The organism is Variovorax sp. Root473 (genome assembly GCF_001426505.1).
Classification (GTDB): domain Bacteria; phylum Pseudomonadota; class Gammaproteobacteria; order Burkholderiales; family Burkholderiaceae_C; genus Variovorax.
Genome location: NZ_LMEV01000016.1, coordinates 184,082 through 206,080, shown reverse-complemented (window position 1 = coordinate 206,080; position 21,999 = coordinate 184,082). Strand labels below are relative to the sequence as shown.

General features: G+C 68.1%; 20 protein-coding genes. 7 read left to right on the top strand and 13 right to left on the bottom strand.

What is annotated here, in order from left to right; translation table 11 throughout:
- From ASD34_RS12275 to ASD34_RS12230, 10 genes are all read right to left on the bottom strand, one after another.
- A complete protein-coding gene (locus ASD34_RS12275) occupies positions 1–1,062 on the bottom strand; it encodes an NADH:ubiquinone reductase (Na(+)-transporting) subunit F (protein ID WP_056577706.1) in 1,062 nt (353 codons plus the stop codon).
- An 18-nt stretch (positions 1,063–1,080) separates the two neighbouring features.
- The gene (locus tag ASD34_RS12270) at positions 1,081–1,443 is read right to left on the bottom strand and encodes a phenol hydroxylase subunit P4 (protein ID WP_056577704.1); all 363 of its coding nucleotides are present in this window, start codon (positions 1,441–1,443) and stop codon (positions 1,081–1,083) included.
- Between the two features lie 96 nt (positions 1,444–1,539).
- Positions 1,540–3,123: an aromatic/alkene/methane monooxygenase hydroxylase/oxygenase subunit alpha gene (locus tag ASD34_RS12265; protein WP_056577702.1), complete on the bottom strand. Its 1,584-nt coding sequence runs from the start codon at positions 3,121–3,123 to the stop codon at positions 1,540–1,542.
- Positions 3,124–3,160: 37 nt separating this feature from the next.
- Complete coding sequence (locus tag ASD34_RS12260; protein ID WP_200937577.1) at positions 3,161–3,457, bottom strand: MmoB/DmpM family protein; 297 nt, start codon at positions 3,455–3,457, stop codon at positions 3,161–3,163.
- 34 nt (positions 3,458–3,491) lie between these two features.
- Complete coding sequence (locus tag ASD34_RS12255) at positions 3,492–4,496, bottom strand: aromatic/alkene monooxygenase hydroxylase subunit beta (RefSeq protein WP_056577698.1); 1,005 nt, start codon at positions 4,494–4,496, stop codon at positions 3,492–3,494.
- A gap of 42 nt (positions 4,497–4,538) precedes the next feature.
- Positions 4,539–4,817: a phenol hydroxylase subunit gene (locus tag ASD34_RS12250; RefSeq protein WP_200937576.1), complete on the bottom strand. Its 279-nt coding sequence runs from the start codon at positions 4,815–4,817 to the stop codon at positions 4,539–4,541.
- Positions 4,818–5,030: 213 nt separating this feature from the next.
- On the bottom strand, positions 5,031–6,704 hold the full coding sequence (locus tag ASD34_RS12245; protein WP_056577694.1) for a sigma-54-dependent Fis family transcriptional regulator: 1,674 nt from the start codon (positions 6,702–6,704) through the stop codon (positions 5,031–5,033).
- Positions 6,705–6,876: 172 nt separating this feature from the next.
- Complete coding sequence (locus tag ASD34_RS12240) at positions 6,877–8,517, bottom strand: 3-(methylthio)propionyl-CoA ligase (protein WP_056577692.1); 1,641 nt, start codon at positions 8,515–8,517, stop codon at positions 6,877–6,879.
- 41 nt (positions 8,518–8,558) lie between these two features.
- Positions 8,559–9,773, bottom strand: coding sequence for an ABC transporter substrate-binding protein (locus tag ASD34_RS12235; RefSeq protein WP_056577690.1), 1,215 nt, complete (start codon positions 9,771–9,773; stop codon positions 8,559–8,561).
- Between the two features lie 66 nt (positions 9,774–9,839).
- Positions 9,840–11,078 carry an ABC transporter substrate-binding protein gene (locus ASD34_RS12230; protein WP_082548617.1) on the bottom strand — a complete coding sequence of 413 codons (1,239 nt, stop codon included), beginning with the start codon at positions 11,076–11,078 and terminating at the stop codon, positions 9,840–9,842.
- 241 nt (positions 11,079–11,319) lie between these two features.
- Between ASD34_RS12230 and ASD34_RS12225 the strand changes: the two genes are divergently transcribed.
- From ASD34_RS12225 to ASD34_RS12195, 7 genes are all read left to right on the top strand, one after another.
- A complete protein-coding gene (locus tag ASD34_RS12225; protein ID WP_056577686.1) occupies positions 11,320–12,507 on the top strand; it encodes an acyl-CoA dehydrogenase family protein in 1,188 nt (395 codons plus the stop codon).
- Between the two features lie 21 nt (positions 12,508–12,528).
- Positions 12,529–13,623, top strand: coding sequence for an acyl-CoA dehydrogenase family protein (locus ASD34_RS12220; RefSeq protein ID WP_056577684.1), 1,095 nt, complete (start codon positions 12,529–12,531; stop codon positions 13,621–13,623).
- An 11-nt stretch (positions 13,624–13,634) separates the two neighbouring features.
- The gene (locus ASD34_RS12215) at positions 13,635–14,834 is read left to right on the top strand and encodes a CaiB/BaiF CoA transferase family protein (protein WP_056577681.1); all 1,200 of its coding nucleotides are present in this window, start codon (positions 13,635–13,637) and stop codon (positions 14,832–14,834) included.
- 2 nt (positions 14,835–14,836) lie between these two features.
- Positions 14,837–15,508: a nitroreductase gene (locus tag ASD34_RS12210; RefSeq protein ID WP_056578054.1), complete on the top strand. Its 672-nt coding sequence runs from the start codon at positions 14,837–14,839 to the stop codon at positions 15,506–15,508.
- A 14-nt stretch (positions 15,509–15,522) separates the two neighbouring features.
- On the top strand, positions 15,523–16,053 hold the full coding sequence (locus ASD34_RS12205; RefSeq protein WP_056577679.1) for a MaoC family dehydratase N-terminal domain-containing protein: 531 nt from the start codon (positions 15,523–15,525) through the stop codon (positions 16,051–16,053).
- 179 nt (positions 16,054–16,232) lie between these two features.
- Positions 16,233–16,682: a hypothetical protein gene (locus ASD34_RS12200; RefSeq protein WP_056577677.1), complete on the top strand. Its 450-nt coding sequence runs from the start codon at positions 16,233–16,235 to the stop codon at positions 16,680–16,682.
- Between the two features lie 41 nt (positions 16,683–16,723).
- The gene (locus ASD34_RS12195; protein ID WP_082548601.1) at positions 16,724–17,704 is read left to right on the top strand and encodes a Bug family tripartite tricarboxylate transporter substrate binding protein; all 981 of its coding nucleotides are present in this window, start codon (positions 16,724–16,726) and stop codon (positions 17,702–17,704) included.
- 48 nt (positions 17,705–17,752) lie between these two features.
- Here the strand turns inward: ASD34_RS12195 and ASD34_RS12190 are convergent, their stop codons facing one another.
- The 3 genes from ASD34_RS12190 to ASD34_RS12180 are packed head-to-tail and all read right to left on the bottom strand — an operon-like array spanning position 17,753 to position 21,915.
- The gene (locus ASD34_RS12190; RefSeq protein ID WP_056577675.1) at positions 17,753–18,739 is read right to left on the bottom strand and encodes a Bug family tripartite tricarboxylate transporter substrate binding protein; all 987 of its coding nucleotides are present in this window, start codon (positions 18,737–18,739) and stop codon (positions 17,753–17,755) included.
- 41 nt (positions 18,740–18,780) lie between these two features.
- Positions 18,781–20,898, bottom strand: coding sequence for an acetate--CoA ligase family protein (locus ASD34_RS12185; protein ID WP_056577673.1), 2,118 nt, complete (start codon positions 20,896–20,898; stop codon positions 18,781–18,783).
- A 15-nt stretch (positions 20,899–20,913) separates the two neighbouring features.
- On the bottom strand, positions 20,914–21,915 hold the full coding sequence (locus ASD34_RS12180; protein WP_056577671.1) for a tripartite tricarboxylate transporter substrate binding protein: 1,002 nt from the start codon (positions 21,913–21,915) through the stop codon (positions 20,914–20,916).
- Positions 21,916–21,999 lie beyond the last annotated feature (84 nt).

The following is a 21,999-nucleotide window of genomic DNA, read 5'->3' as shown; positions in this document are numbered from 1 at the left end:
TCACAGTGCCTTGAACAGCGGGCTGCGCGGCGCGGCCGAGGCGGCATCGGCCGCGGTGAAGAACTTCTCGGTGTAGATGTCGCGCTCGAAGAGGCGCCCCTGCATCAGCGTGGCGATGCACGCCTCGGTCATCGGCGGTGGACCACACAGGTAGGCTTTATGGCCGCGGAAGTCGTTCGCGAAGTGGGCCTTCAGTGCCTCGTGCGCAAAGCCGCGCGCGCCGGCCCAGTCGGAGCCTTCTTCCGATGCATCGGACAGCACCGGCAGGTAGGTGAAGTTCGGGTACACGTCGGCCAGCTGCTCGAACAGTTCGCGGAAGTACAGCTCGCCGGCATTGCGCGCGCCCTGGATCAGCGTGATCGGCAAGGTACAGCCTTCGGCGAGCAGGTCGAGCACCATCGACTTCGGGCTCGACAGGCCCGAGCCGCCGGCCACGAAGATCATCGGCAGCCCGGCCGACTTGCGCACGAAGAAGCGGCCGTTGGGCGCAGTGAAGCGCAGGCGCTGGCCTACCTGCAGTTCGTCGTGCAGCCAGCCGGTGGCGCGGCCGTTGGGCACGCGGCGGATGTGCAGCTCGAGCAGGTCTTCGCCCGGCGCGTTGGCGATCGAGAAGGCACGCGCGCCGTCCACGCCCGGCACGTGCAGCATCACGTACTGGCCGGCCTGGAACTCGGTGGACCGGTCGGTGCGCAGCCACAGGCCGCGGATGGTGGGCGTGAGCATGCGGGCCTCGACCAGCTCGGCGTCGAAGTCTTCCAGCGGCAGGAACTGCGCGTCGGGGTCTTCGTCGATCTCGGCCTCGATGACCAGGTCGGCCTGCGCCATCGCGCAGCACGCGAGGATCTTGCCGTCGTCGCGCTCGAAGTCCATGAGCGCGAAGTTGGAGGCGTCGCCGTGGTCGCATTCGCCTTCGAGCACCTGCACCTTGCAGGTGCCGCACACGCCGTGGCCGCAGGCGTGGGGCAGCCACACGCCGGCGCGCAGGCAGGCGTCGAGCACCGTCTGGCCCTCGGCCGCGGCGACGCTCTGGCCCAGCGGCTCGATCATGATCTGGAAGCTCATGGCAACGCCCTCCTGTGTTCAGCTGAACGAGCCGCGAATGCCCGTGAGTCCGGGTGTGCGAAAGCGCAGCGCCGACTTGTGGACCAGGCCGTTGTCGGCCAGCGACTTCGAAGCGTCGGGCGTGAAGGGCTTGCCGGAGTCGAACCATTCGGCCTTCGACCAGTCGACCTTCTCGAAATCGGGATGGCTGCCGTAGACGCCGGGCAGCACGTCGCTGATGAGCGCGCCGAAGGGCATGGCGCCGGGCAGCGGCAGGCACACGGGGGCGCAAAAGAGCAGGTGGTCTTCCCAGCCGATGTAGAGCAGGCGGTTGCCGTGGAAGCGGTCTTCGCTGTCCATGACGGTGCCGGTGTAGCCGGGGGCGAGTGCAACAACAGACATGTCGGTCTCCTTTTTCGGGGTGAGCGCCGCCCACGCCGTGCATGGAGCACGGCGAAAGCGCGAGGGGGTCGATGAGGGTGGTGGGGCCTTGGGGGCTCAGGCCACCTTGGGCTCGGCCGCCGACAGGTCCTGCCCGGTCCAGCGTTCCCAGTTGGCCTTGTCGGGCGAGGTGTTGAACTCGCCGTTGTCGGCGCCAACGTTGATGTGGTAATAGTCGAGCACGGCCGCCAGCGGGTTGAAGCCTTCCACCGTCGGGTCGGTGCCTTCGGGGAAGCAGTTGCCCTGGTAGATCTGGTGCACCGGCAGCCAGGCCTGCACGTACTTCTCGGGCTCGCCGTCGAACACGTCCTTGCAGCCGTCGGAGCAGAAGTGGTACTTCATGCCGTGGTAACTGCTCTCGCGGTAGCAGATCTTGGTGGGGTCGTCAGGCTCGGTGAAGGCCATCGGGATCTGGCAGGTCTGGCACAGCATGGGCAGCGTGTTGTTGAACCAGCGCTTGCCCTGCTTCTCCTGCTCGGCCAGCCACTCGAAGCGCGGGCGGTACAGGCTGTCGAAGGTCTCGGGGTACTTCTCGGCCAGCCAGCTCATCTCGTCGGGCTTGGGCACCCAGACGTTGAAGTTGGCGGCGTGGCCGTAGTTGTTGAAGATGGCCCAGGCCTCGTGCGAGATGCGGCTCTTTTCCTTCGAGGCCACCTCGTGGTACTTGGGCATGCGGATGCCGTAGCGCGCGAGGTCTTCGAACAGCGCGCCGCCGTTCTTCTCGAAGTACATCTCCCAGGCCTCGGACCAGCTCATGACGCGCTTGGGCAGCATGTAGTCCATCATCATCGCGACCAGCGTGAGCAGGCGGTAGCCGCGCCAAAACCACTTGTCGACCCACTTCTGCACGATGGGCACGTTGTCCGGGTCCTGCTCGAGGATGAACTTCACCACCTCCAGGCCCAGCGTCATGTGGCGCGACTCGTCGCTTTGCGCCGAGAAGCCGAAGGTGACGGTGGCCATGTCGCCGTTGTAGGCGGCGCCGCTCATGAAGGGCATGAACAGCAGGTTGGTCAGCACGTACTCGAACGAGAACGAGATGGCGGTGATGAACTCGAAGGGCCCCGCGCTCATCGCGTCCTCGAAGTAGCTCTTGGGCACCGACAGGTACCACACGCGGTCGTGCATGTGCTGCGGGTCGTGCAGGCCGTGGAAGTACTTGTTGAAGTGGCTGATGGTGTGGAACTGCGTCTGCGCATGGCGCAGCTCGTCGATCGACTGCATCTGGCAGGCCACGCGCGCGCCCACGCCGCGCAGCGAACGCCCCGCCATGGCATAGCCGCGGTGCGCCGCGTACTCCAGCGGCGAGACGCCGGTGAGGAACAGCTTGAGCGTGTTCAGGTAGCGCGGGTCGCTGATGTTGAACTGGCCATTGTTCTGCTGGAACGCATCGATGATGGCGTAGAGCTTCTTCTCCTTCTCGCCCTGGAATTTCCAGTAGGCGTCCATCGTGAGGCGGAACGGGTCTTCCCACTGATCCCAGTCGTGGATCTTGATGCCCTCGAACTTGTCGAACGGAAACACGTCATCCATCGACTGGTACGTGGTCTCCCAGCCAAGGCCGCGCGTCATCATGGCGTAGCGTTCCTTCAGGCCGAGGCGCGGGGTCGTGGGGGTCTTTGCTGCTGCTTGGGTGGTCATGGCGTTGTCCTTGGTCGTGGTCCGGTGAGGCCTGGGCTCAGGCGCCCCAGTGGAGGGTGAATTCGTCGTCGGTCTCTTCGATGCTTCCGGACAGCGAGATCAGGCTCAGGTGCAGCTCCTGCAGGTCCCAGCGGCGGCCGATCAGGGCTTCGACGCTCTCGCGGCGGATCACGAGGCGGCCGGGCGCATCGATCTTCACCATCGCGGGGTACTCGGTGACAGTGGCCTCAGGGTTGTCGGTCACGATGGCTTCGACGATGGCGCGTGCGGCGTCGCCGGTCTGCAACGCGATGAAGACGGGCGGTCGGGACACTTCGGCGGTGGCAGTGGTCATGGGATGTCTCCTTGGTCCTCTGGGTGCAATCTGTTCAGGCGGCAGCGCCCGTGCGCACCAGCCGGGCCACGCGCGCATCGAGCGCGGTGTGCAGCGTCTTCAGCACCTCGGCGCCCGGCGCACCCAGGGCCAGCGCGGCCAGCGGCGCCAGCGCCTGCACGGCCTGGTCGCGCCAGCTCGCGTACCACTGCGCGAGCAGCGCGGCATTGGCGGGCGATTCGTCGGCGGCGGTCTTCAGCGTGGCGTCGACCCAGCGCACGTTCTCGTCGAACCATTCGTTCATGAACTCGGTGAGCATCGGCAGCGCGTTGCCGGTGTCCGCCGCCTGCGCATTCACGTAGTGGCGGTAGACCAGCGGGTACAGCAGGCCGTCGAGCACGAGGTTCTGGGCCACGAACACCTCGAACCAGTCCTTGGTGACGAAGAGGTTCTCCATCAGGCGGCGCACGCCCTGCCAGGCCGGGTGCGCGAGCCAGGCTTCCTTGCCGGCGTCCAGCGCGCGGCCCGAGTTGGCGTCGATCTGCAGGCCGACGCGAGAGAGGTACTGCGCGATGCCCAGGCGGTCCATGGCCGCGTAGATGAAGGGCTGCGTGATGGCCGTGCCGTAGCCGTAGCCGCAGCAGTAGCTGTGGTTCATGTTCGCGCCCCACTCGTAGTGGCGCAGCGGCACCAGCACCTGCTGCAGCGACTCGCGCACGCCGGCGTCGGCCTGGGCCAGCAGCTGGCGCTTCTCGGCGAACTCGAACTGGCGGTCGGCGCCTTCCTGCTGGCGCGCGCGGGTCATGGTGTACACGCCGTAGTAGTAGTGGCGCGGGTCCTTGAAGCTGTACCAGTCGGCCATCACAAGGGCTGTGCGGCGCTTGTCGTACAGCGCGTGCTGCGGGTCCCACAGCGGCCGATAGTGGAAGTTGGCCGTGGGCTGCATGTCCAGCGTGGCTTCCTGGTAGCGCGAGGCCGGCTTGTCGCCGAGCCGCCGCGCCACGTGTGAGAAGGTCTGCCGGATCGGCCGGATGTCCGAGGTCTTGATGTCGACTTGCACGGGATGTCTCCTTGGTTATCGCGGAAAAGGAATGCGGGTCGGTCAGTGGTCGATGCCGGGCGCGCCGAAGCGCCACTTCATGCGCTCGTAGTCGAGCCGGGCGCCCTCTTCGGTCGTCAGGTGGCGCACCTCGTGGCGCGCGCAGAACTCGCGGAACTGGTCGAATCGCAACGTCAGCTCCACGGCCAGCTCCGGGTCGCCGATGGCGAACTCGAACTCCACGAAGCGGGCGTCGCGTGTGCCGGTGACGCGCACATAGCAGGGCTGGCCGGTCATCTGTCCGGCGCTGCCGCTGTGGGAGCCAGGCTGTATCGAGGGCATCACTTGTTCAATCCATCAACAGGTGGACGGCACCAGCGCCGCCCGGCCTGATAAGGGCAACGGGCGTGCCAACGTGGCTAAGTGATTGATTTACATGGGTCCGCTGCGCCTGCGGGCCCGCAGCACCGGGAAGTCCCGGATGCTGTTTTGATCATTTGCTGCGGTGCAGCTTGATCAAATGGTGAAAACCGGAAAACGCCGGCCGACGTCCGCTCAGGACGTGGGCAGGCCTTCTTTCTTCAAGCGGTAGGCCAGCTGCGGGCGCGTGATGCCCAACAGGCGCGCCGCCTGCGACAGGTTGCCCTTGGCGCGCTGCATCGCGGTCTGCATGAGGCGCTGCTCGAGCGAGGCGATGTCGATGTTCTGCTCGAGCACGCGCTGGCACAGCGCGTCGAGTTCGCTCGCCTCGCCGCCAGAAACCGAGGCGCCCGCGGCGACCTTGCCGCTGGCGTCGAGCTGGTTGTCGGGCAGCGCGCCCGGCGGCTGCATCCACAGGTGGCAGGCCTCGATGTCGCCGTGGTCGGGCGCCAGCAGCACGGCGCGCTCGATCACGTTCTCGAGCTCGCGGATATTGCCGGGCCAGGCGTGCTTGTGCACATCGAGCGCGGCCTTGTCGGTGAGGCCGCGCAGCTTCTTGCCATACAGCGCGCTGTATTTCTCGACGAAGCGCGCCACCAGCGCCGGGATGTCGGCGGTGCGCTCGCGCAGCGGCGGAATCTGGATCGGGAAGGTGTTGAGCCGGTAGAACAGGTCGGTGCGGAACTTGCCCGCCTGCATGGCCTGCTGCAGGTTGACGTTGGTGGCGGCCACGATGCGCACGTCGACCTTGGTCGGCTGCTCGGCGCCCAAGCGCTCGACCTCGCCGGTCTGCAGCACGCGCAGCAGCTTGACCTGGGCGGCCAGCGGCAGGTCGCCCACCTCGTCCAGGAACAGGGTGCCGCCGTGGGCGCGCTCGAAGCGCCCGGCGCGCGCATGGTGGGCGCCGGTGTAGGCACCTTTCTCCACACCGAACAGCTCGGCCTCGATCAGGTCGGCCGGAATCGCCGCGCAGTTGACGGCAATGAAGGACTGCTTGCCGCGTGGCCCGTTGTCATGCAGCCAGCGAGCGAACACTTCCTTGCCGACACCGGTCTCGCCGAGCAGCAGCACGGTGATCGCGCTGTCGACCGCGCTGCGCATGAGCTCGAAGGCGGCACGGAACCCCGGCGACACGCCGACCAGCTTCTGGTCGTACTCGCGGCGCGGCTGCAGGCGGCGCAGATGCTGCAGGCCGAGGTTGAAGTCGATGAGCTTCTCGGCCACGTGGTGCTGGCGGAAGTACTCCAGGTAGTGCTCGTCGTTCCACGCTTCGGCCGGGTGGCCGACGATGCGGCAGCGGCTGTCGCCCATGCTGGTGCACTCCACCTCCTTGAACACCACGAGCCGCCCCATGAAGGCGGTGGTGTAGCCCGAGGCGTAGCCGATCTGCGACCAGCACTGCGGGTCTTCCCCGTAGCCGAAGTCGGCCACGTGGGCTTCGCACTCCCAGGAGTTCTCCCAGAGGAATTCGCCGTAGAAATGCTTGGTGGCCACGTCGAGGTCGACCTGCACCTTCTGCACCGAAACGATGCCCTCGATGGAATGCAGGCGCGGCCCGAGCATGAAGGCGTCTTCGGCGCGCATGCCGGCACGGCGCTCGCGCACGGCCACCTCGCCGTCGCGCAGGCCGGAAGCAAAACCCATGCGCACCAGCAGGCCGCGCGCGCGCTCGATGCCCAGCGAGTCGAGCAGTTCGCGGCGCAGTTCGGCGAAGGCCCGGGCATGCATGAGCAGCATGCGCTGCTCGTCCAGCCAGATGTGGCCCGAGCCGGCGCTGAAGCGCAGGAGAGAAAGAAGTTCTCCCACCATGTCCCCTTTACTTGTCTGGAATCCGTTCCTCCTACATTCTCCTGCAAGGACGGACGACAAGGCTGCTCAATCAACAGGCAACGTGGTGCGAAGCCGCGCCAATGCTCGTTCTGCTGGTCCGCCTCCTCAGGCAACCCACAGAGTTATGCACAGAAAAGCCTAACAACTGTCATCAGGTTGACTTGGCCGCAACGTAGCCCTTGAACTGCTCGCGCAGCTTGGTCTTCAGCAGCTTGCCGGTGGCTGTATGCGGCAGGCTGTCGACGAACGCCACGTCGTCGGGCAGCCACCACTTGGCCACGCGCTGCGAAAGAAAAGTGAGCAGTTCCTCGCCCGTGACCTCTGCGCCCGCGCGCTTCACGACGATCAGCAGCGGCCGTTCCTGCCACTTCGGATGCGCGATGCCGATCACCGCCGCCTCGGCCACGGCCGGGTGCGCGCTGGCGGCGTTCTCCAGGTCGATCGACGAGATCCACTCGCCGCCCGACTTGATGACGTCCTTGGCGCGGTCGACCAGCTGCACGTAGCCGTCGGCGTCGATGTTGGCGACGTCGCCGGTCGGGAAGAAGCCCTCGGCGTCGAGCACGTCGCCGCCTTCGCTGCGGAAGTAACCGCTCGCAATCCACGGACCGCGCACATGCAGGTGGCCGAAGGCCACGCCGTCGTGCGGCAGGCGCTGGCCGTTCTCGTCGACGATCTTGAGCTCCACGCCCCACACGCCACGGCCCTGGCGCATCTTGACGGTGGTCTGCTCTTCTTTCGCAAGCGAGAGGTGCCTGGGCAGCAGGTTGCCGATCACGCCGATGGGGCTGGTCTCGGTCATGCCCCAGCCTTGCACGAAGTCGGCGTTGAAGTCGCGCTCGAAGCGTTCGATCATGGCGCGCGGCGTGGCGGCGCCGCCCACGCCGATGCGCTTCAGGCCGATGGCGCGGGTGTCGATCTCGGGGTGGGCATCGAAGTACTGGAACAGCATCAGCCACACGGTGGGCACCGCCTGCGAGAAGCTCACCTTCTCGTCGCGCATGAGTTCGTACAGGCTCTGGCCGTCCATGTGCGGGCCGGGCATCACGAGCTTGGCGCCCACCATCGCCGCCGAGTACGGCATGCCCCAGGCGTTGGCGTGGAACATGGGCACGGCGAGCAGCAGCGTCATCTGCGAGCACACGCCGAAGGTGTCGGGCGCGCATTCCATCAGCGAATGCAGCACGGTGGAGCGGTGCGAATACAGCACGCCCTTGGGGTTGCCGGTGGTGCCTGACGTGTAGCACAGGGACGAGGCGGTGCGCTCGTCGAACTCGGGCCAGGTGTACTCCTCGCTCTGCGCACCGATGAGCTCGTCGTAGCACAGCAGGTTCGGCACATCGATGGCCGGCATGTGGGCGCGGTCGGTCATGGCGACGAAGGCGCGCACGCTCTTGAGCTTGGGGGCTAGCTTCTCGACCAGCGGCGCGAAGCTGGTGTCGAAGAACAGCACCTTGTCTTCGGCGTGATTGACGATGTAGTCGATCTGCTCCGGAAAGAGCCGTGGGTTCACCGTGTGCAGCACCGCGCCTGATCCCGACACGCCGTAGTACAGCGCCAGGTGCCGCCAGGTGTTCCACGCCAGCGTGCCCACGCGGTCGCCGGGCGCCACGCCCAGCGCCTTCATCGCATTGGCCACCTGCTTGGAACGCAACTGCACCTCGCGGTAGTTGGTGCGGTGCACCGGGCCCTCGACGGTGCGACCGACGATCTCGGCATGGGGGTGGAAGGTGGCCGCGTGGTCGATCAGCGACGAGATCAGCAGCGGGCGGTCCTGCATCAGTCCGAACATGGTGTGTGTCTCCAGTGGATTTTTTTGCGTGCTTCGGAAGGCTACTTCACGGCAATCGAATCACCCATGGGCTCGAACTCCTTGCCGTTGAACTGCACCAGCTGCAGCGTGTTGAACGGGAAGTAGTCGGTGTTCGAGGTGTTCAGCGCAATCCCCGGCAGCAGCATGCCGGTGCGCATGTTCTTCAGCGTGGTGGCCTGCTTGAGGATGTTCTCGCGCGTGAGGTTGTCGCCCGACGCCTTGAGCACCGTCTCCATGGCCTGCGCCACGCCGTAGCCGTACACGCCGGCGGCGTTGTTCACGTCTTCGTTCGGTGCGTACTTCTTCATGAAGGCCAGGAACTCCTGCGTGGCCGGGTCGTTGGCCCAGCGCGGCTGCGCAGCGTCCTTGAAGAAGGCCATGGCCATGATGCCCTTCGATTTCTCCAGGCCCGCGGGCTCCAGCGTCATCTTCACGTAGGCCGACACGTAGGTGAGGTACTGCTGCTTCGGCTTCCAGCCGATGTCCCACGCCTTGCGGATGGCCTGCGCGGCGAAGCGCGCGGTGGCGAAGTTGACGAACACGTCGGCGCCCGACGACTGCAGCTTGATGATCTGCGAATCGACCGTCGGGTCGGCCACTTCGAACGAGGCCTCGGCCACCACCATCGAGGCCTTGTCGCCCAGGCCCTTCTTCAGGCCCTTGAGCAGGTCCTTGCCGAAGTCGTCGTTCTGGTAGAGCACGGCGATCTTCGCGTTCGGCATCGTCTTCAGGATGTTCTTCGCGTAGAGGCTGCCCTCGCCCTCGTAGCTGGGCATGTAGGGCGTGGTCCAGGGGTAGGTCTTGGGGTCGTTGAAGCGGTCGGCGCCCACGCCCAGGAACAGGTGCGGCACCTTCTTGGCATTCATGTAGCGCTGGATCGCGGCATTGGAGGCCGAGCCCAGGTTGCCGTACACGGCCAGCACTTCGTCCTGCTCGACCAGCTTGCGCACCACCTCGGTGGTGCGCGGCGGCGTGTACTGGTCGTCGTAGCTGATGAGCGTCACCTTGCGGCCGTTGATGCCGCCCTTGTCGTTCACCATCTTGAAGTAGGCCTCGTTGACCTTGCCGACGATGCCGTACGACGACACCGGGCCGCTGTAGGGCATGGCCATGCCCAGCTTGATCTCGGTGTCGGAGGCGCCGGTGTCGTACTTCTTCTGCGCGAGGGCCGCGCCGGCAGTGAACAGGAGGGCCGCGCCGCCCAGGGCGGCGGCCAGTCGAACGATGGAGGTCATGGAAGCTTCAGTGGAAAAAAAAGGGAAATGAATGGCGGGCCGACAGCGCGGCCCGTGGGGCATCGATCAATCGCCTAGCACCTTGCCGAACGGCTCGTAGCGCGTGCCGTTGAAGCGCACGAGCTGCATGCGCTCGATCGGGTAGAAGTCGGTCGGCGAGGTCTTCACCTCGATGCCCGGGTAGAGCATCGGCGGGCTGTACTGCAGGTTGGCCGCGATCTTCATGATGTTGGCGCGCGTGAGGTCGTCGCCCGCCTTGCGCAGCACCTGCTCCAGCGTCTGCGCCGACGAATAGCCCAGCACGTTGAGCGAATCGCTCAGGTCGCCCGAGGGGTAGTACTTGCTGAACCAGGTCTTGTAGTCCTCGTACTCCTTGGCGCCCTTCCACATGTCGTCGGCCGGGTCGCGCAGGTAGGTGGCCGAGATCACGCCCACTGCGTTCTCGGGGCCGGCCGGCTTGATCACCGCCGACACCGACACCGACACGCTCGACAGGTACTGCGTGGGCTTCCAGCCGATGTCGGCCGCCTTGCGGATCGCCTGCGCCGCGAACTTGGGCGTGGTGATGCTGAAGAAGGTGTCGGCGCCCGAGGCCTTCAGGTTGACCATCTGGCTGTCGATGGTCGGGTCGGTCACCTCGTAGGTCGACTGCGCCACGATCATCGTCTTGGCCTTGTCGCCGAGCGCTTCGAGAAAGCCCTTGAGGAAGTCCTTGCCGAAGTCGTCGTTCTGCATGAGCACGGCGATCTTCGCGTTGGGCTTGGTCGAGAGGATGTGTTGCGCGTAGATCTTGCCTTCGGTCTGGTACGTGGGCTGCCAGCCCATCGTCCAGGGGAAGGCCTTCGGATCGCCGAAGCGCGTGGCGCCCGTGGCCACGAACAGCTGCGGCACCTTCTTGGCGTTCATGTAGCGCTGGATCGCCAGGTTGTGCGCCGTGCCCAGCGGGCCGAAGAGCACCAGCACTTCATCTTGTTCGACCAGCTTGCGCGCCTGCTCCACCGTCTTCGAAGGGTTGTAGGCGTCGTCCAGCGAGATGAACGTGACCTTGCGGCCGTTGATGCCACCCTCGGCGTTGACCTTGGCGAAGTAGCCTGCCGCCGCCTTGCCGATGGTGCCGTAGGCCGACACCGGGCCCGAGTACGGGACGATGTGGCCGATCTTGATCTCGGTGTCGCTCGCGCCCGGGTCGTAGCGCTTCTGGGCCTGTGCCGTGAAGGCTGCAGTCAGGCCGAGCGTGGCGGCGAGGCCGGCGCCCAGCAAGCGGCGGCGCGTGCCGGGACGGGCGGAAATGAGGGAACGTGTCATGGTGTTGTCTCCGTCGTTCTCGTGAAAAAGAAGCTGCGGCCGCGGGCCTCTCACCGGCCTCGTATCGGTCTCTTGCGGACCTCGTGCGGCGTTCGGGCTGGATGGTAGGCAGCGCCTCCTGCGCATCACATCGTCGGAACGGACGATTGAGAGCGGCCGAGGGTTGCCCCTAGCATGAACCTCGACACGGAGACAACACGCACCGCCGCGCAACGCGGCGGGCACCGAAGGCAAGCACCGCATGGACCTCACGCTCAATCCCCGCTACGAAGCCTTTCGCGACGAGCTGCGCGCGTTCCTCGCCACGCACGGCCACCGCTCGGCCTTCGCGCGCACCGCCGAACGCCCCGATGCCGATGCCCTCGCGTGGCAGCGCCTGTTGCTGGACCATGGCTACGCGGGCCGCACCGTGCCGCGTGAGTACGGGGGCCACGGCGCGGTAGCCGACGTGATGGCGTCGCACCTCATCACCGAAGAGTTCGCGCGCGCCGGCGCCGCGCCGCCGCTGGGCAATCAGGGCATCTCGATGCTGGTGCCCACCCTGCTCGAGCTGGGCACCGAGGCGCAGCGGCGCGAGTGGATCGGCCCCACGCTGCGCGGCGAGGTGGTCTGGTGCCAGGGCTACTCCGAGCCCGGCGCGGGCTCCGACCTGGCCTCGCTGCAGACGCGCGCCACGGAAGACGGTGGCGACTTCGTCATCAACGGCCAGAAGATCTGGACCTCGACCGCGCACGTGGCCGACATGATCTTCTGCCTCGTGCGCACCGAGCCCGGTGCCGCGAAGCACGCGGGCATCAGCTACCTGCTGTTCTCCATGAAGACGCCCGGCATCGAAGTGCGCCCGCTCAAGACCATGACGGGCCATGCCGAGTTCAACGAGGTCTTCTTCACCGACGTACGCGTGCCTCAGCACCAGATCGTGGGCCAGCGCGGCGAAGGCTGGAAGGTGGCGAACGCCACGCTCAAGCACGAACGCGGCTCGCTCGGCAATCCCAACCTCACGACCCAGCGCTACCAGGAACTCGCCGCGCTGATGCAGGCCGAGACCGTCGACGGTTCGCGCCTGATCGACCAGCCCGTGCTGCGCGACCGCCTGATGCGGCTGCAGGGCCAGGTGCTGGCGCAGAAGTGCCACGGGCTGCGGCTGCTCACGGCCGCGGCCAAGGGCGAAGACCCGGGCCTGGCCGCGCTGGTCGTGAAGCTGCAGGGCTGCGAGCTGCGCCATCAGCTGGCCGCGCTCGCCATCGACGCGCTGGGCGAACTGGGCCTCTTGATGCCCGGCAGCGCGCACCTGCACGCACAGGCGCTCTGGCAGGAGCGCTACATGTTCGACCTGGGTTTGATCATCGGCGGCGGCACCGCGCAGATCCAGAAAAACATCATCGCGGAGCGCGGGCTCGACATGCCGCGCGAACCGCGCCTCGCCTGATTGGTTGAAAGAAAGCACGCTATGGAATTCGCCCTCTCCGCCGACCAGAAGCTGCTGCAGGACAGCCTGCGCCGCGCGCTCGAACGCGCCTGCCCGCTCGATCGCGTGCGCCGCGTCGCGGCCGACGACCTGCCGCTGGACCGCGAGGTCTGGCGCACGCTGTGCGAAGTCGGCGTGCCGGCCCTGCTCGTGCCCGAAGCCTTCGGCGGGCTCGGCCTGTCGCTGCTCGATGCAGCGCTGGCCGCGGAAGAACTGGGCCGCCGTGTCGCGCCCGCGCCGTTTCTCGGCACCGCCGTGCTGGCGCCGCTCGCGCTGCGCGAAGCCGGGAGCGCCGCGCAACAGGATGAATGGCTGCCGCGCCTGGCAGCGGGCGAATGCATCGCGGGTGTCGCCATCGCCGAGGCAGTGGCCGGCGCACGCGACGGCGCGGGCGTGACGGCCCACGCCAACGGCACGCTCGACGGCAACGCGCTCTTCGTGCTCGACGCGGGCGCGGCCGACGTGTTCATCGTCGCCGACCGCACGGGCAGCCTGCACCTGGTGCGCGCCGATGCGCAGGGCCTCACGCGCGGCGCGCTGCGCAGCATCGACACCACGCGCCCGCTCGGTGAGCTGCACTTTGCACAGGTGAAGGCCGAGCGCCTTCCCAACGCCGGCCCCGCCACGCTCGCGCGCCTGCGCAGCGCGGGCTGGGCGCTGCTGGCCGCCGACACGCTCGGCGCGGGCGAAGCCATGATCGGCCAGGCCGTGGCCTACGCCAAGGAGCGCCGCCAGTTCGGCCGCGTGATCGGTTCCTTCCAGGCCGTGAAGCACCTGTGCGCCGAAATGGCCGCCGCGCTGGAACCCGGCCGCGCGCTCGTCTGGTACGCGGCCCATGCCTTCGACGCACTGCCCGACGAAGCCGCGCTGCTTTCCGCCCACGCCAAGTCGCACCTGAGCGAAACCGGCACCTTCGTCGCCCGCACCGCCACCGAGGTGCACGGCGGCATGGGCATCACCGACCTGCTGGGCCTGCACTACTGGTTCAAGCGCATCGGTTTCAACCGCCAGCTGCTCGGCGGACCGGAGCGCGTGCGCCACCTTGCCGCCGAGATGCAGGGCCTTGTCGCCGCATGACCTCCACACCCATGACCACCCCATCACCCGCTCCCCGCATGCTCGAAGGCCTGCGCATCGTCGACCTCACCACGGTGATCTTCGGCCCCTACTGCACGCAGATCCTTGCGGACCTCGGCGCCGAGGTGGTCAAGGTCGAGCCGCCCGAGGGCGACAGCATCCGCATCATCGGCACGCCGCCCGTCACGCCGCTGATGAGCCCCGTGCATCTGCGGCTGAACCGCGGCAAGCGCTCGGTCGACTGGGACCTGAAAAGCGAGGACGGCCGCGCCGCGATGCGCCGCCTCATCGAGACCAGCGACATCTTCATCCACAACGTGCGCAGCGACGCCATCGCGCGCGCGGGCCTCTCGTACGACGACGTGCGGGCCATCCGCCCCGACATCGTCTACGTGCACTGCACCGGCTTCGACCAGCGCGGGCCGTACGCCGCGCTGCAGGCCTACGACGACATCATCCAGGCGGCTTCGGGCATCGCCTCGCTGCCGCCCAAGGTCGACGGCAACCCGCAGCCGCGCTACGTGCCGATGACCATGGCCGACAAGGTCTCGGGCCTGCATGCGGCCTACGCCGTGCTCGCCGCGGTGGTGCACCGGCTGCGCACCGGCGAGGGCCAGCAGGTGGAGGTGCCGATGTTCGAGGCGCTCGCCAGCTTCAACCTCGTGGAGCACCTGTGCGACAAGACTTTCGTGCCGCCCACCGGCCCCGCGCTGTACCCGCGCCAGATCGACCCGATGCGCCAGCCCATGCGCACGCGCGACGGCTACATCGCCATCGCGCCCTACCTGGACGACCGCTGGCTGCGCTTCTTCGAGGCGGCCGGTCACCCCGAGGTGCTGCAGGTGCCGGAGCTGGCCGACAAGGCGCTGCGCCGCAAGCACATGAGTCGCATGTACGAGGCCGCCGCCGCCATCCTGCCCGAACGCACCACGGCCGAATGGCTCGACGTTCTGAAAAAGGCCAACGTGCCCGCGATGCGCGTGAACGACATCGCCGAGCTGCCCGACGACCCGCAGCTGCAGGCCGCCGGCCTTTTCCGGCAGCGCACGCATCCGACCGAAGGCGCGTATCTTGAAGTGCGCCCGCCGGTGCGATTCTCGGGCTACGACTACGCCGACCTGTCGCACGCCGCGACACCCGGCCAGCACAGCGCCGAGGTGGCACGCGAGCTGGGCGTGACCCTCATGAACGAACGAAAGAACGCCGCATGACCATGACTGTCTACGACGCCGTCGCAAGCCGCCGCTCGGTGCGCGAATTTCTCGACCGCCCCGTGCCGGCCGACACGATCCGCCGCGTGCTGCAGGCCGCGCTGCGCGCGCCCTCGGGCGGCAACCTGCAACCGTGGCACCTGCATGTGGTGGGCGGCGAGCGGCTGGACGAACTCAAAGCCCTCATGCGCACCCGCGTGCAGGAAACGCCCGGCGGCGAAGGCAGCGAGTACGACATCTACCCGCGCGAGCTGGTGGCCCCCTACCGCGACCGCCGCTTCGCCGTGGGCGAGGCGATGTACGCGCGCCTGGGCATTCCGCGAGAAGACAAGGCCGCGCGTTTGAAATGGTTTGCGCGCAACTTCCAGTTCTTCGGCGCACCGCTCGCGCTCTTTTGCACCGTCGACCGCCGCATGGGCCCGCCGCAGTGGTCCGACCTGGGCATGATGTTGCAGAACGTGATGCTGCTGCTGCGCGCCGAGGGCCTGGACAGCTGCCCGCAGGAGTGCTGGGCGATCTACCCGCAGACCATCGGCCAGTTCATCGAACTGCCGCCCGAGCGCATGCTCTTCACCGGCATGGCCATCGGCTATGCCGACCGCGACAAGCCCCTCGACGCCCTGGAGACCGAGCGCGCGCCGCTGGACGACGTGGCCGAGTTCATCGGCATCTAGGAAGGCAATCACCGATGGACGATTGGGAAAGCGCCTGGGCGCCGATGGTGGCGCGCGTGGGCGAAGACTTTGCGAACGGCGTGATCCGCTGGGGCGCCGACGTGATCGAGGCCGGCGCCGTGCGCCGCTATGTCGAGGTGCTGGAGTTCGACTGCCCACTGCACCAGGGGCCGGATGCGGTGGCGCCATCGACCAGCCTCGCGAGCCTCACGCTGCCGCCGATGTGGGCCCCGGGCCAACCGCCCGTGTTCACCAGCGACGCGCGCAACGCCGAACCCGAGCGCAGCCCCCTCAAGGGCACGCGCCCCGAAGGCATGCCGCCCACCACCGCTTACATGGCGACCGACTACGAAGTCGACTACCTGCAACCCGCGCGCCTGGGCGACCGCCTCGGCCGGCGCGGCAACCGGCTCGTGCGCTGCGAACCCAAGGCCACGAAGGTGGGCCGCGGCGCGTTCACGACATGGGAGTACGACATCGTGAACCAGCGTGAGGAGGTGGTGGCCCGCTGCCGCTTCGGCATGTACCACTACCTGCCGCACTAGCGAACAAGCATCCGATTCAGTGCGGCCTCCCGCACCAGCACGCCACCTCCCGTGCACAGGGCACTGGGTGCTTCCCGCAGCGAAATCAAGGAGGAGGGGCGAAGCCCCGGGGACATTCGCGGAGGGAAGTACTCGGTGGCCTGTGCACACGCCCTGAACAACGAAAGCAGAGCAGCAAGATGAACTGGCAAGAACAACGCCACTGGAACGAAATCAACGAGGGCGACCCCTTGAACCCCGTGCCCTTCCCCCTCACCGTCTACCGCCTCGTGATGGCCGCCGGCGCCAACCGCGACTTCAACGCCATCCATCACAACACCGAGCACGCCCAATCCACGGGCGCCCCCGAGATGTACGCCAATGTGATGCTGCTGCAGGGCATGTGGGAGCGCGCGATTCGCGAGTACATCGGCACGGCCGGCGTGCTGCATGCCATCCGTGGCTTTCGCATGAAGTCGTTCAACACGGCGGGCGACACCGTCACCGTGCGCGGTCAGGTCGAGCGCAAGTGGATCGACGACAGCGCCGACGCCGCGCGCCGCCACCGCCTCGACCTGCGCCTGTGGAGCGAGAACCGCCACGGCGTGTCCGTCGGCCCCGGCCTGGCCGTCGTGAGCCTGCCGCCGTGAGATCGCACCCAGACAGAAAAACCATCGGAGACAAGACAGACATGCACAGCAGCAGATTCACCCGCCGCCACGCCCTCGCACTGGCCGCCGCCCTGGCCACGAGCAGCACCTTCGCGCAGCAGCCAACCTGGCCCGACAAACCCATCCGCATGATCGTCCCCTACGCCGCAGGCGGCGGCACCGACGTGTTCGCGCGCATCGTCGCCGAGGGCCTGGGCAAGCGGCTCGGCCAGAGCGTCATCGTCGACAACCGCCCCGGCGGCAACGGGCAGATCGGCATCACCGCCGTGCAGCGCGCACCGGCCGACGGTTACACCGTGCTGTTCTCGCTGACCTCGATCATCCAAAACCCGCTGCTGTACCCCAACGCCGGCTTCGATCCGTTCAAGGACTTCGTGCCTGTCTCCGAGGCCGGCCGCCTGCCCATCGTCTTCACCGTGAGCAACAAGCTCGGCGTCGACACGCTCGACGGCTTCGTCAAGCTCGCGCGTGCCGCGCCCGGCAAGTACTCGTACGGCTCCTACGGCAACGGATCGAGCGCCCACCTGTACGCCGAGGTGCTGCAGGACGCCGCGGGCATCCAGCTGCTGCACGTGCCCTACAAGGGCGAAGCGCCCGCCATCACCGACCTGCTCGGCGGCACCGTCGATGCCGTGTTCGTCTCGGCCAAGGGTGTGGGCCCGCACGTCGCGGCCGGCAAGGCGAAGTCGATCGCCGTGGTCGGCACCGCGCGCGCGCCGCTCGCGGCCGCCGTGCCCACCTTCAAGGAACAGGGCTTCGCCGGCATGGACTCGGTCGGCTGGTTCGGCATCTACCTGCCCGCCGGCACGCCGCAGCCCATCGCACAGCGCCTGTCGACCGAAGTGGCGCAGGTGGTGCAAAGCCCCGAACAGGCCGCGCGCATCGAGGGCCTGGGCGTGATCCCGGTCGGCAGCACGCCCGCGCAGCTCACCGCCACCATGCGTGCGGACCATGAACGCTGGAAGCAGGTGATCCAGGCCAAGAACATCCGCCTCGACTGAGGCACAAGAACGAAGCGGCGGGCCGACCGTCTTGCGGCCCGCCCCGCTTCATTCAAGCCGCAGGTTCATGTCCTTGATGAGCCGCGACCACAGCAGGTTCTCGCGCCGCACCGCTGCCATCAACTCCCCCGGCCCTTCCCCCGAAGGCTCCAGCCCCAGGCCGATCATGCGTTCCTGCAGATCAGGCTGCGCCACGGCCTGACGCACCGCGCCGGCCAGCTTGTCGATGGCCGGCTGCGGCGTGCCGGTGGGCGCGAAGAAGCCCCAGAAGCCGCCGTGCTCGTAGCCCTTGAAGCCCTGCTCGGTGAACGTGGGGATCTGCGGCGCGAGCGGCATGCGGCGGGTGCCGAACACGCCGAGCAATTTCGCGCGGCCCGACTTCGCATGCGGCAGCGCCTCGCCCATGGTGACGAAGCCGCCCTGCACCTGGCCGCCGAGGATGTCGATCATCAGCGGCGCGCCGCCCTTGTAAGGCACGTGCGTCATCTGCAGGCCCTCGTCGCGCATGAGCTTTTCGCCATAGAGGTGGCCCGACGAGCCCTGCCCCGCCGAGCCGAAGCTCAGCTTGCCGGGCTGCGCCTTGGCCATCGCGACGAACTCGCGCATCGACTTCGCGGGCACGCCCTCGCCCACCGCGAACACGAGCAGGCCGTAGTTCGACAGCGACACGGGCGCGAAGTCCTTGAACACGTCGTAGCCGGGCTTGGCCATCAGCAGCGGCGCAAGCACGAAGGAGTTGACCGCGAACAGCAGCGTGTGGCCGTCGGCCGGCGCCTTCGCCACGAAGGACGCGGCAATGGCGCCGTTGGCACCCGGCTTCGGGTCGATGAGCACCGGCTGGCCCAGCGGCTTGGCGATGCGTTCGCCGATGGTGCGCGCGATGCCGTCGACCAGCCCGCCGGCCGCCGACGACACGATGACCTTGATCGGCTGGCTCGGGTAGGCATCGGCCGCCTGCGCCTTCGGCAGGGCTCCGAGCGCGGGGGCCAGCAGCCCGCTCGCGCCCCATTGCGCGAATCGACGTCGTTGCAGCATGAAGATGTCTCCTGTTGATTCTTTTGAAGATGAAGTTCTGCTCAGCCGGCGGCGCCCCACACGGCCAGCGCATCGAGCGCCTCGACAGTGCCACCGTCCACCCGCAGCGGGTTGACTTCGAGCGAGACCAGTTCGTGGCCCAGCGCGAGCGCCGCGTTGCCGATGGCGGCCACGGCGTCGGCGATGGCGTCGCGGTCGGCCGCGGGCGCGCCGCGCCAGCCGTCGAGCAGGCGCGCACCGCGCAGCTCGGCCAGCATGTCCTTCACCTCGGCGGGCGTCACGGGCAGCAGGCGCAGGCTGGTGTCGCGCAGCGCCTCGACCCAGATGCCCCCGAGCCCCACGGCGAGCGCCGGACCCCACTGCGGATCGCGCACAGTGCCGACGAACAGCTCGAGACCGCCGGTGCGCATCGGCGCGACGAGGATGCCGTCGATCTCGGCTTCGGGCCGCGCAGCGCGCACGCGCGCGTCCATCGCCTGCCAGGCCACGCGCACCGCGTCAGCGCCCTGCAGGTTGAGCGCCACGCCGCCGACCTCGGTCTTGTGCGCGATCTGCGCCGAGGCGATCTTCAGCACGACCGGGCCGCCGATTTCTTCGGCGAAGCGCGCAGCCTCGTCGGCGCTGCGCGACAGCCGCACGGGCACCACAGGCACGCCGCGCTGCGAGAGCCACTCGAGCGTCTCGCGCTCCGAACGCAGGGGCTGTGTGGGTGGGGTCGCCGGCACCGCAGCAGCGACACCTTGCGCGTGTTGACGCCGACGCAGCGTTTCAGACCAGCGCCGCACCGCACCCGCCGCGCTCATCGCGTGGTGGATGCCGCAGGCGAGGTGGCGGATGCCGGTCTCGGCGATGAGCTCGCGGGAACGCTCGCTCACCTGCATCACGTAGTGGCTGCAGACGATCGCGGGCACTGGGCTGGCCGACAGCCCGCGCGCCACCTGCGCGAGCACCGCGCGGTTGAGCGGCGTGTCGTTGGCCGGCGCATTGGGCACGTCGGCCACGACGATGGCGGCGCCCAGTGCGGGGTCGCGCACCAACGCTTCGAGTGCGTTGCCGAACAGCTCGGGCTGCAGCATGGCGGCGCCGGTCACGTCCAGCGGGTTCTGCGGCGTGCCGTAGCCCGGCAGCACCTCGCGCAGCGCGGCCTCGGTGGTGGGCGCGAGCGGCGTGAGCACCAGGCCTTCTTCTTCGGCGCGCTCGGCAAAGATCTCGCACATGCCGCCCGACATCGACACGGCCGCGAGCCCGCCAGCCGCGAAGGCTCCGGTCATGCTAGCGAAGGCGGCGGTGAACACCAGGTCTTCGATGGAACGCACGCGCATCAGGCCCAGGCGCTGGCACATGGCGTCGAACACGCGGTCGTCGCCCACGAGCGAGCCGGTGTGGGCCTGCGCGGCCTGCGCGGTGATCTCGCTGCTGCCCATCTTCAGCACGACGATGGGCTTGGCCACGGCCAGTGCGCGCTCGGCCGCGGCGGCAAAGCGCTGCGGGTCGCGCACGGTCTCGGCAAACACGGCGATGGAACGCGTGTGCTCGTCGTCCACCAGGTAGTCGATGACCTCGGCGATGTCGATGTCCGACTCGTTGCCGGTCGAGACCATGCGGCTCAGGCCAATGCCGTGCACCTGCGCCATGAACGACAGCTGCCCCGCGAGCGCGCCGCTTTGCGACACGATGCCCAGCGTGCCCGCCGGCAGCGGCTCGCGCAGCGAGGCAGTCCACACGGCCGAGCGGTCGACGTAATTGACGAAGCCCAGGCAGTTCGGCCCGAGAATGCGCAGGCCGCGCGATCGCGCCTTGGCCGTGAGCTGGCGCTGGCGCTCGCGGCCTTCCTCGCCGGCTTCGGCGAAGCCCGAGCTCAGCAGCACCGCGTTGCCGATGCCCGCGCGTTGCAGGTCGGCCAGCGCGTCGTCGAGCGCGTCGGCCGGCACCATGAGCAATGCGGTGTCGACCGGCTCGCCGATGGCCTCGGCCGAGGTGGCCGCCGCCATGCCATGAAAGCTGCCGCCGCGCCGGTTGACCGGGTAGAGCTTGCCGTCGTAGCCCAGCGTGCGCAGGCTGGCGAACGCCGCGTTGGACCACACCGAGCGCTCGGTGGCGCCGACGAAGGCGATGGCCTTGGGATGGAGGAAGGTGTGAAGGGAGGAAGTGGAAGTCATGGCAAAAATAAAATCTCAGTCGTCGAGCTTGATGCGCAGGTCGCTCACGAAGCGCTTCTCGTCGGCGTACGTCTTGTGTGCCCAGGCCGTGTACGCGGGGCTGTCCATGTAGAACCTGACGTAGTCGTTCAGGTCGAGCGTGCGCACGAACTCGGGGTCGTCCACGGCCTTGCGGAAGGCCTCCTGCAGCGCCTGCACGATCTTCGGGTCCATGCCGCGCGGGCCGGCGATGCCCCACGAGCCGTTGGCCACCACGTCGAAGCCCAGCTCCTTCGCGGTCGGCACGTTCTGCCGGTTGGGCGAGCGCGCCTCGTTGAACGTGGCCAGCAGGCGCACACGCCCGCCCGCCACGGCCGCGCCGAAGCCGGCTTCGGACACGGCATCCACATGGCCGCCCATGAGCGCGTTGTACAGCTCGGCCGCGCCCTTGAAGGGAATGAAGTTGAACTTCACGCCCGCCAGCGCCGCCAGCCGTTCCATCGACACATGCGAGGTGCCACCGCGCCCCGTGGTGCCGTAGGAAATCTCGCCCGGCTTGGCCTTGGCCGCGGCCAGCAGCGCGTTCAGGTCTTTCCACGGTGCGTCCTGGCGCACCGTGATGCCCAGCGTGGCGGCCGTCACGTTGGCCACGTAGGTGAAGTCGACGGCCGGGTCGTAGCTCACCTTCTGCAGGTGCGGCAGCCGGTAGAGCGAACTCAGCATGAGCGACAGCGTGTAGCCGTCGGGCGCGGCCTTGCGCGCCATGGTGGTCGGCGCGAGCGTGGCAGCGACGCCGGGCTGGTTGAGGATGACGATCTGCTGCTTCAGCTCGCGCGAGGCCGCCAGGGCCAGCGCACGCGCCTGCACGTCGGTGGCGCCGCCCGCGGGGTACGGCACCAGCAGCGTGATCGGCTGCTTGCCGAACAGGCCCTGGGCGCGTGCCATGAAGGGCAGCGCGGTGCCTGCGGCGGCGAGCGCGGCGCCGCCGAGCAGGCGGCGGCGGGTGGGGTCGGTGAGAACGGTGAAGAAGGAAGTCATGGCGCGTCTCCGGTCGGTCGTTCGGTCGAACAGTCGTTGTGCGGAGATGGTCGCGCGCAGCCCGGCGACGGTCACCGTCGCTTC

Coding starts and splice junctions, on each gene's coding strand:
- ASD34_RS12275 (WP_056577706.1), bottom strand. CDS start 1,062: ATGAGCTTCCAGATCATGATCGAGCCGCTGGGCCAGAGCGTCGCCGCG.
- ASD34_RS12270 (WP_056577704.1), bottom strand. CDS start 1,443: ATGTCTGTTGTTGCACTCGCCCCCGGCTACACCGGCACCGTCATGGAC.
- ASD34_RS12265 (WP_056577702.1), bottom strand. CDS start 3,123: ATGACCACCCAAGCAGCAGCAAAGACCCCCACGACCCCGCGCCTCGGC.
- ASD34_RS12260 (WP_200937577.1), bottom strand. CDS start 3,457: ATGACCACTGCCACCGCCGAAGTGTCCCGACCGCCCGTCTTCATCGCG.
- ASD34_RS12250 (WP_200937576.1), bottom strand. CDS start 4,817: ATGCCCTCGATACAGCCTGGCTCCCACAGCGGCAGCGCCGGACAGATG.
- ASD34_RS12245 (WP_056577694.1), bottom strand. CDS start 6,704: ATGGTGGGAGAACTTCTTTCTCTCCTGCGCTTCAGCGCCGGCTCGGGC.
- ASD34_RS12240 (WP_056577692.1), bottom strand. CDS start 8,517: ATGTTCGGACTGATGCAGGACCGCCCGCTGCTGATCTCGTCGCTGATC.
- ASD34_RS12235 (WP_056577690.1), bottom strand. CDS start 9,773: ATGACCTCCATCGTTCGACTGGCCGCCGCCCTGGGCGGCGCGGCCCTC.
- ASD34_RS12230 (WP_082548617.1), bottom strand. CDS start 11,078: ATGACACGTTCCCTCATTTCCGCCCGTCCCGGCACGCGCCGCCGCTTG.
- ASD34_RS12225 (WP_056577686.1), top strand. CDS start 11,320: ATGGACCTCACGCTCAATCCCCGCTACGAAGCCTTTCGCGACGAGCTG.
- ASD34_RS12220 (WP_056577684.1), top strand. CDS start 12,529: ATGGAATTCGCCCTCTCCGCCGACCAGAAGCTGCTGCAGGACAGCCTG.
- ASD34_RS12215 (WP_056577681.1), top strand. CDS start 13,635: ATGACCACCCCATCACCCGCTCCCCGCATGCTCGAAGGCCTGCGCATC.
- ASD34_RS12210 (WP_056578054.1), top strand. CDS start 14,837: ATGACTGTCTACGACGCCGTCGCAAGCCGCCGCTCGGTGCGCGAATTT.
- ASD34_RS12205 (WP_056577679.1), top strand. CDS start 15,523: ATGGACGATTGGGAAAGCGCCTGGGCGCCGATGGTGGCGCGCGTGGGC.
- ASD34_RS12200 (WP_056577677.1), top strand. CDS start 16,233: ATGAACTGGCAAGAACAACGCCACTGGAACGAAATCAACGAGGGCGAC.
- ASD34_RS12195 (WP_082548601.1), top strand. CDS start 16,724: ATGCACAGCAGCAGATTCACCCGCCGCCACGCCCTCGCACTGGCCGCC.
- ASD34_RS12190 (WP_056577675.1), bottom strand. CDS start 18,739: ATGCTGCAACGACGTCGATTCGCGCAATGGGGCGCGAGCGGGCTGCTG.
- ASD34_RS12185 (WP_056577673.1), bottom strand. CDS start 20,898: ATGACTTCCACTTCCTCCCTTCACACCTTCCTCCATCCCAAGGCCATC.
- ASD34_RS12180 (WP_056577671.1), bottom strand. CDS start 21,915: ATGACTTCCTTCTTCACCGTTCTCACCGACCCCACCCGCCGCCGCCTG.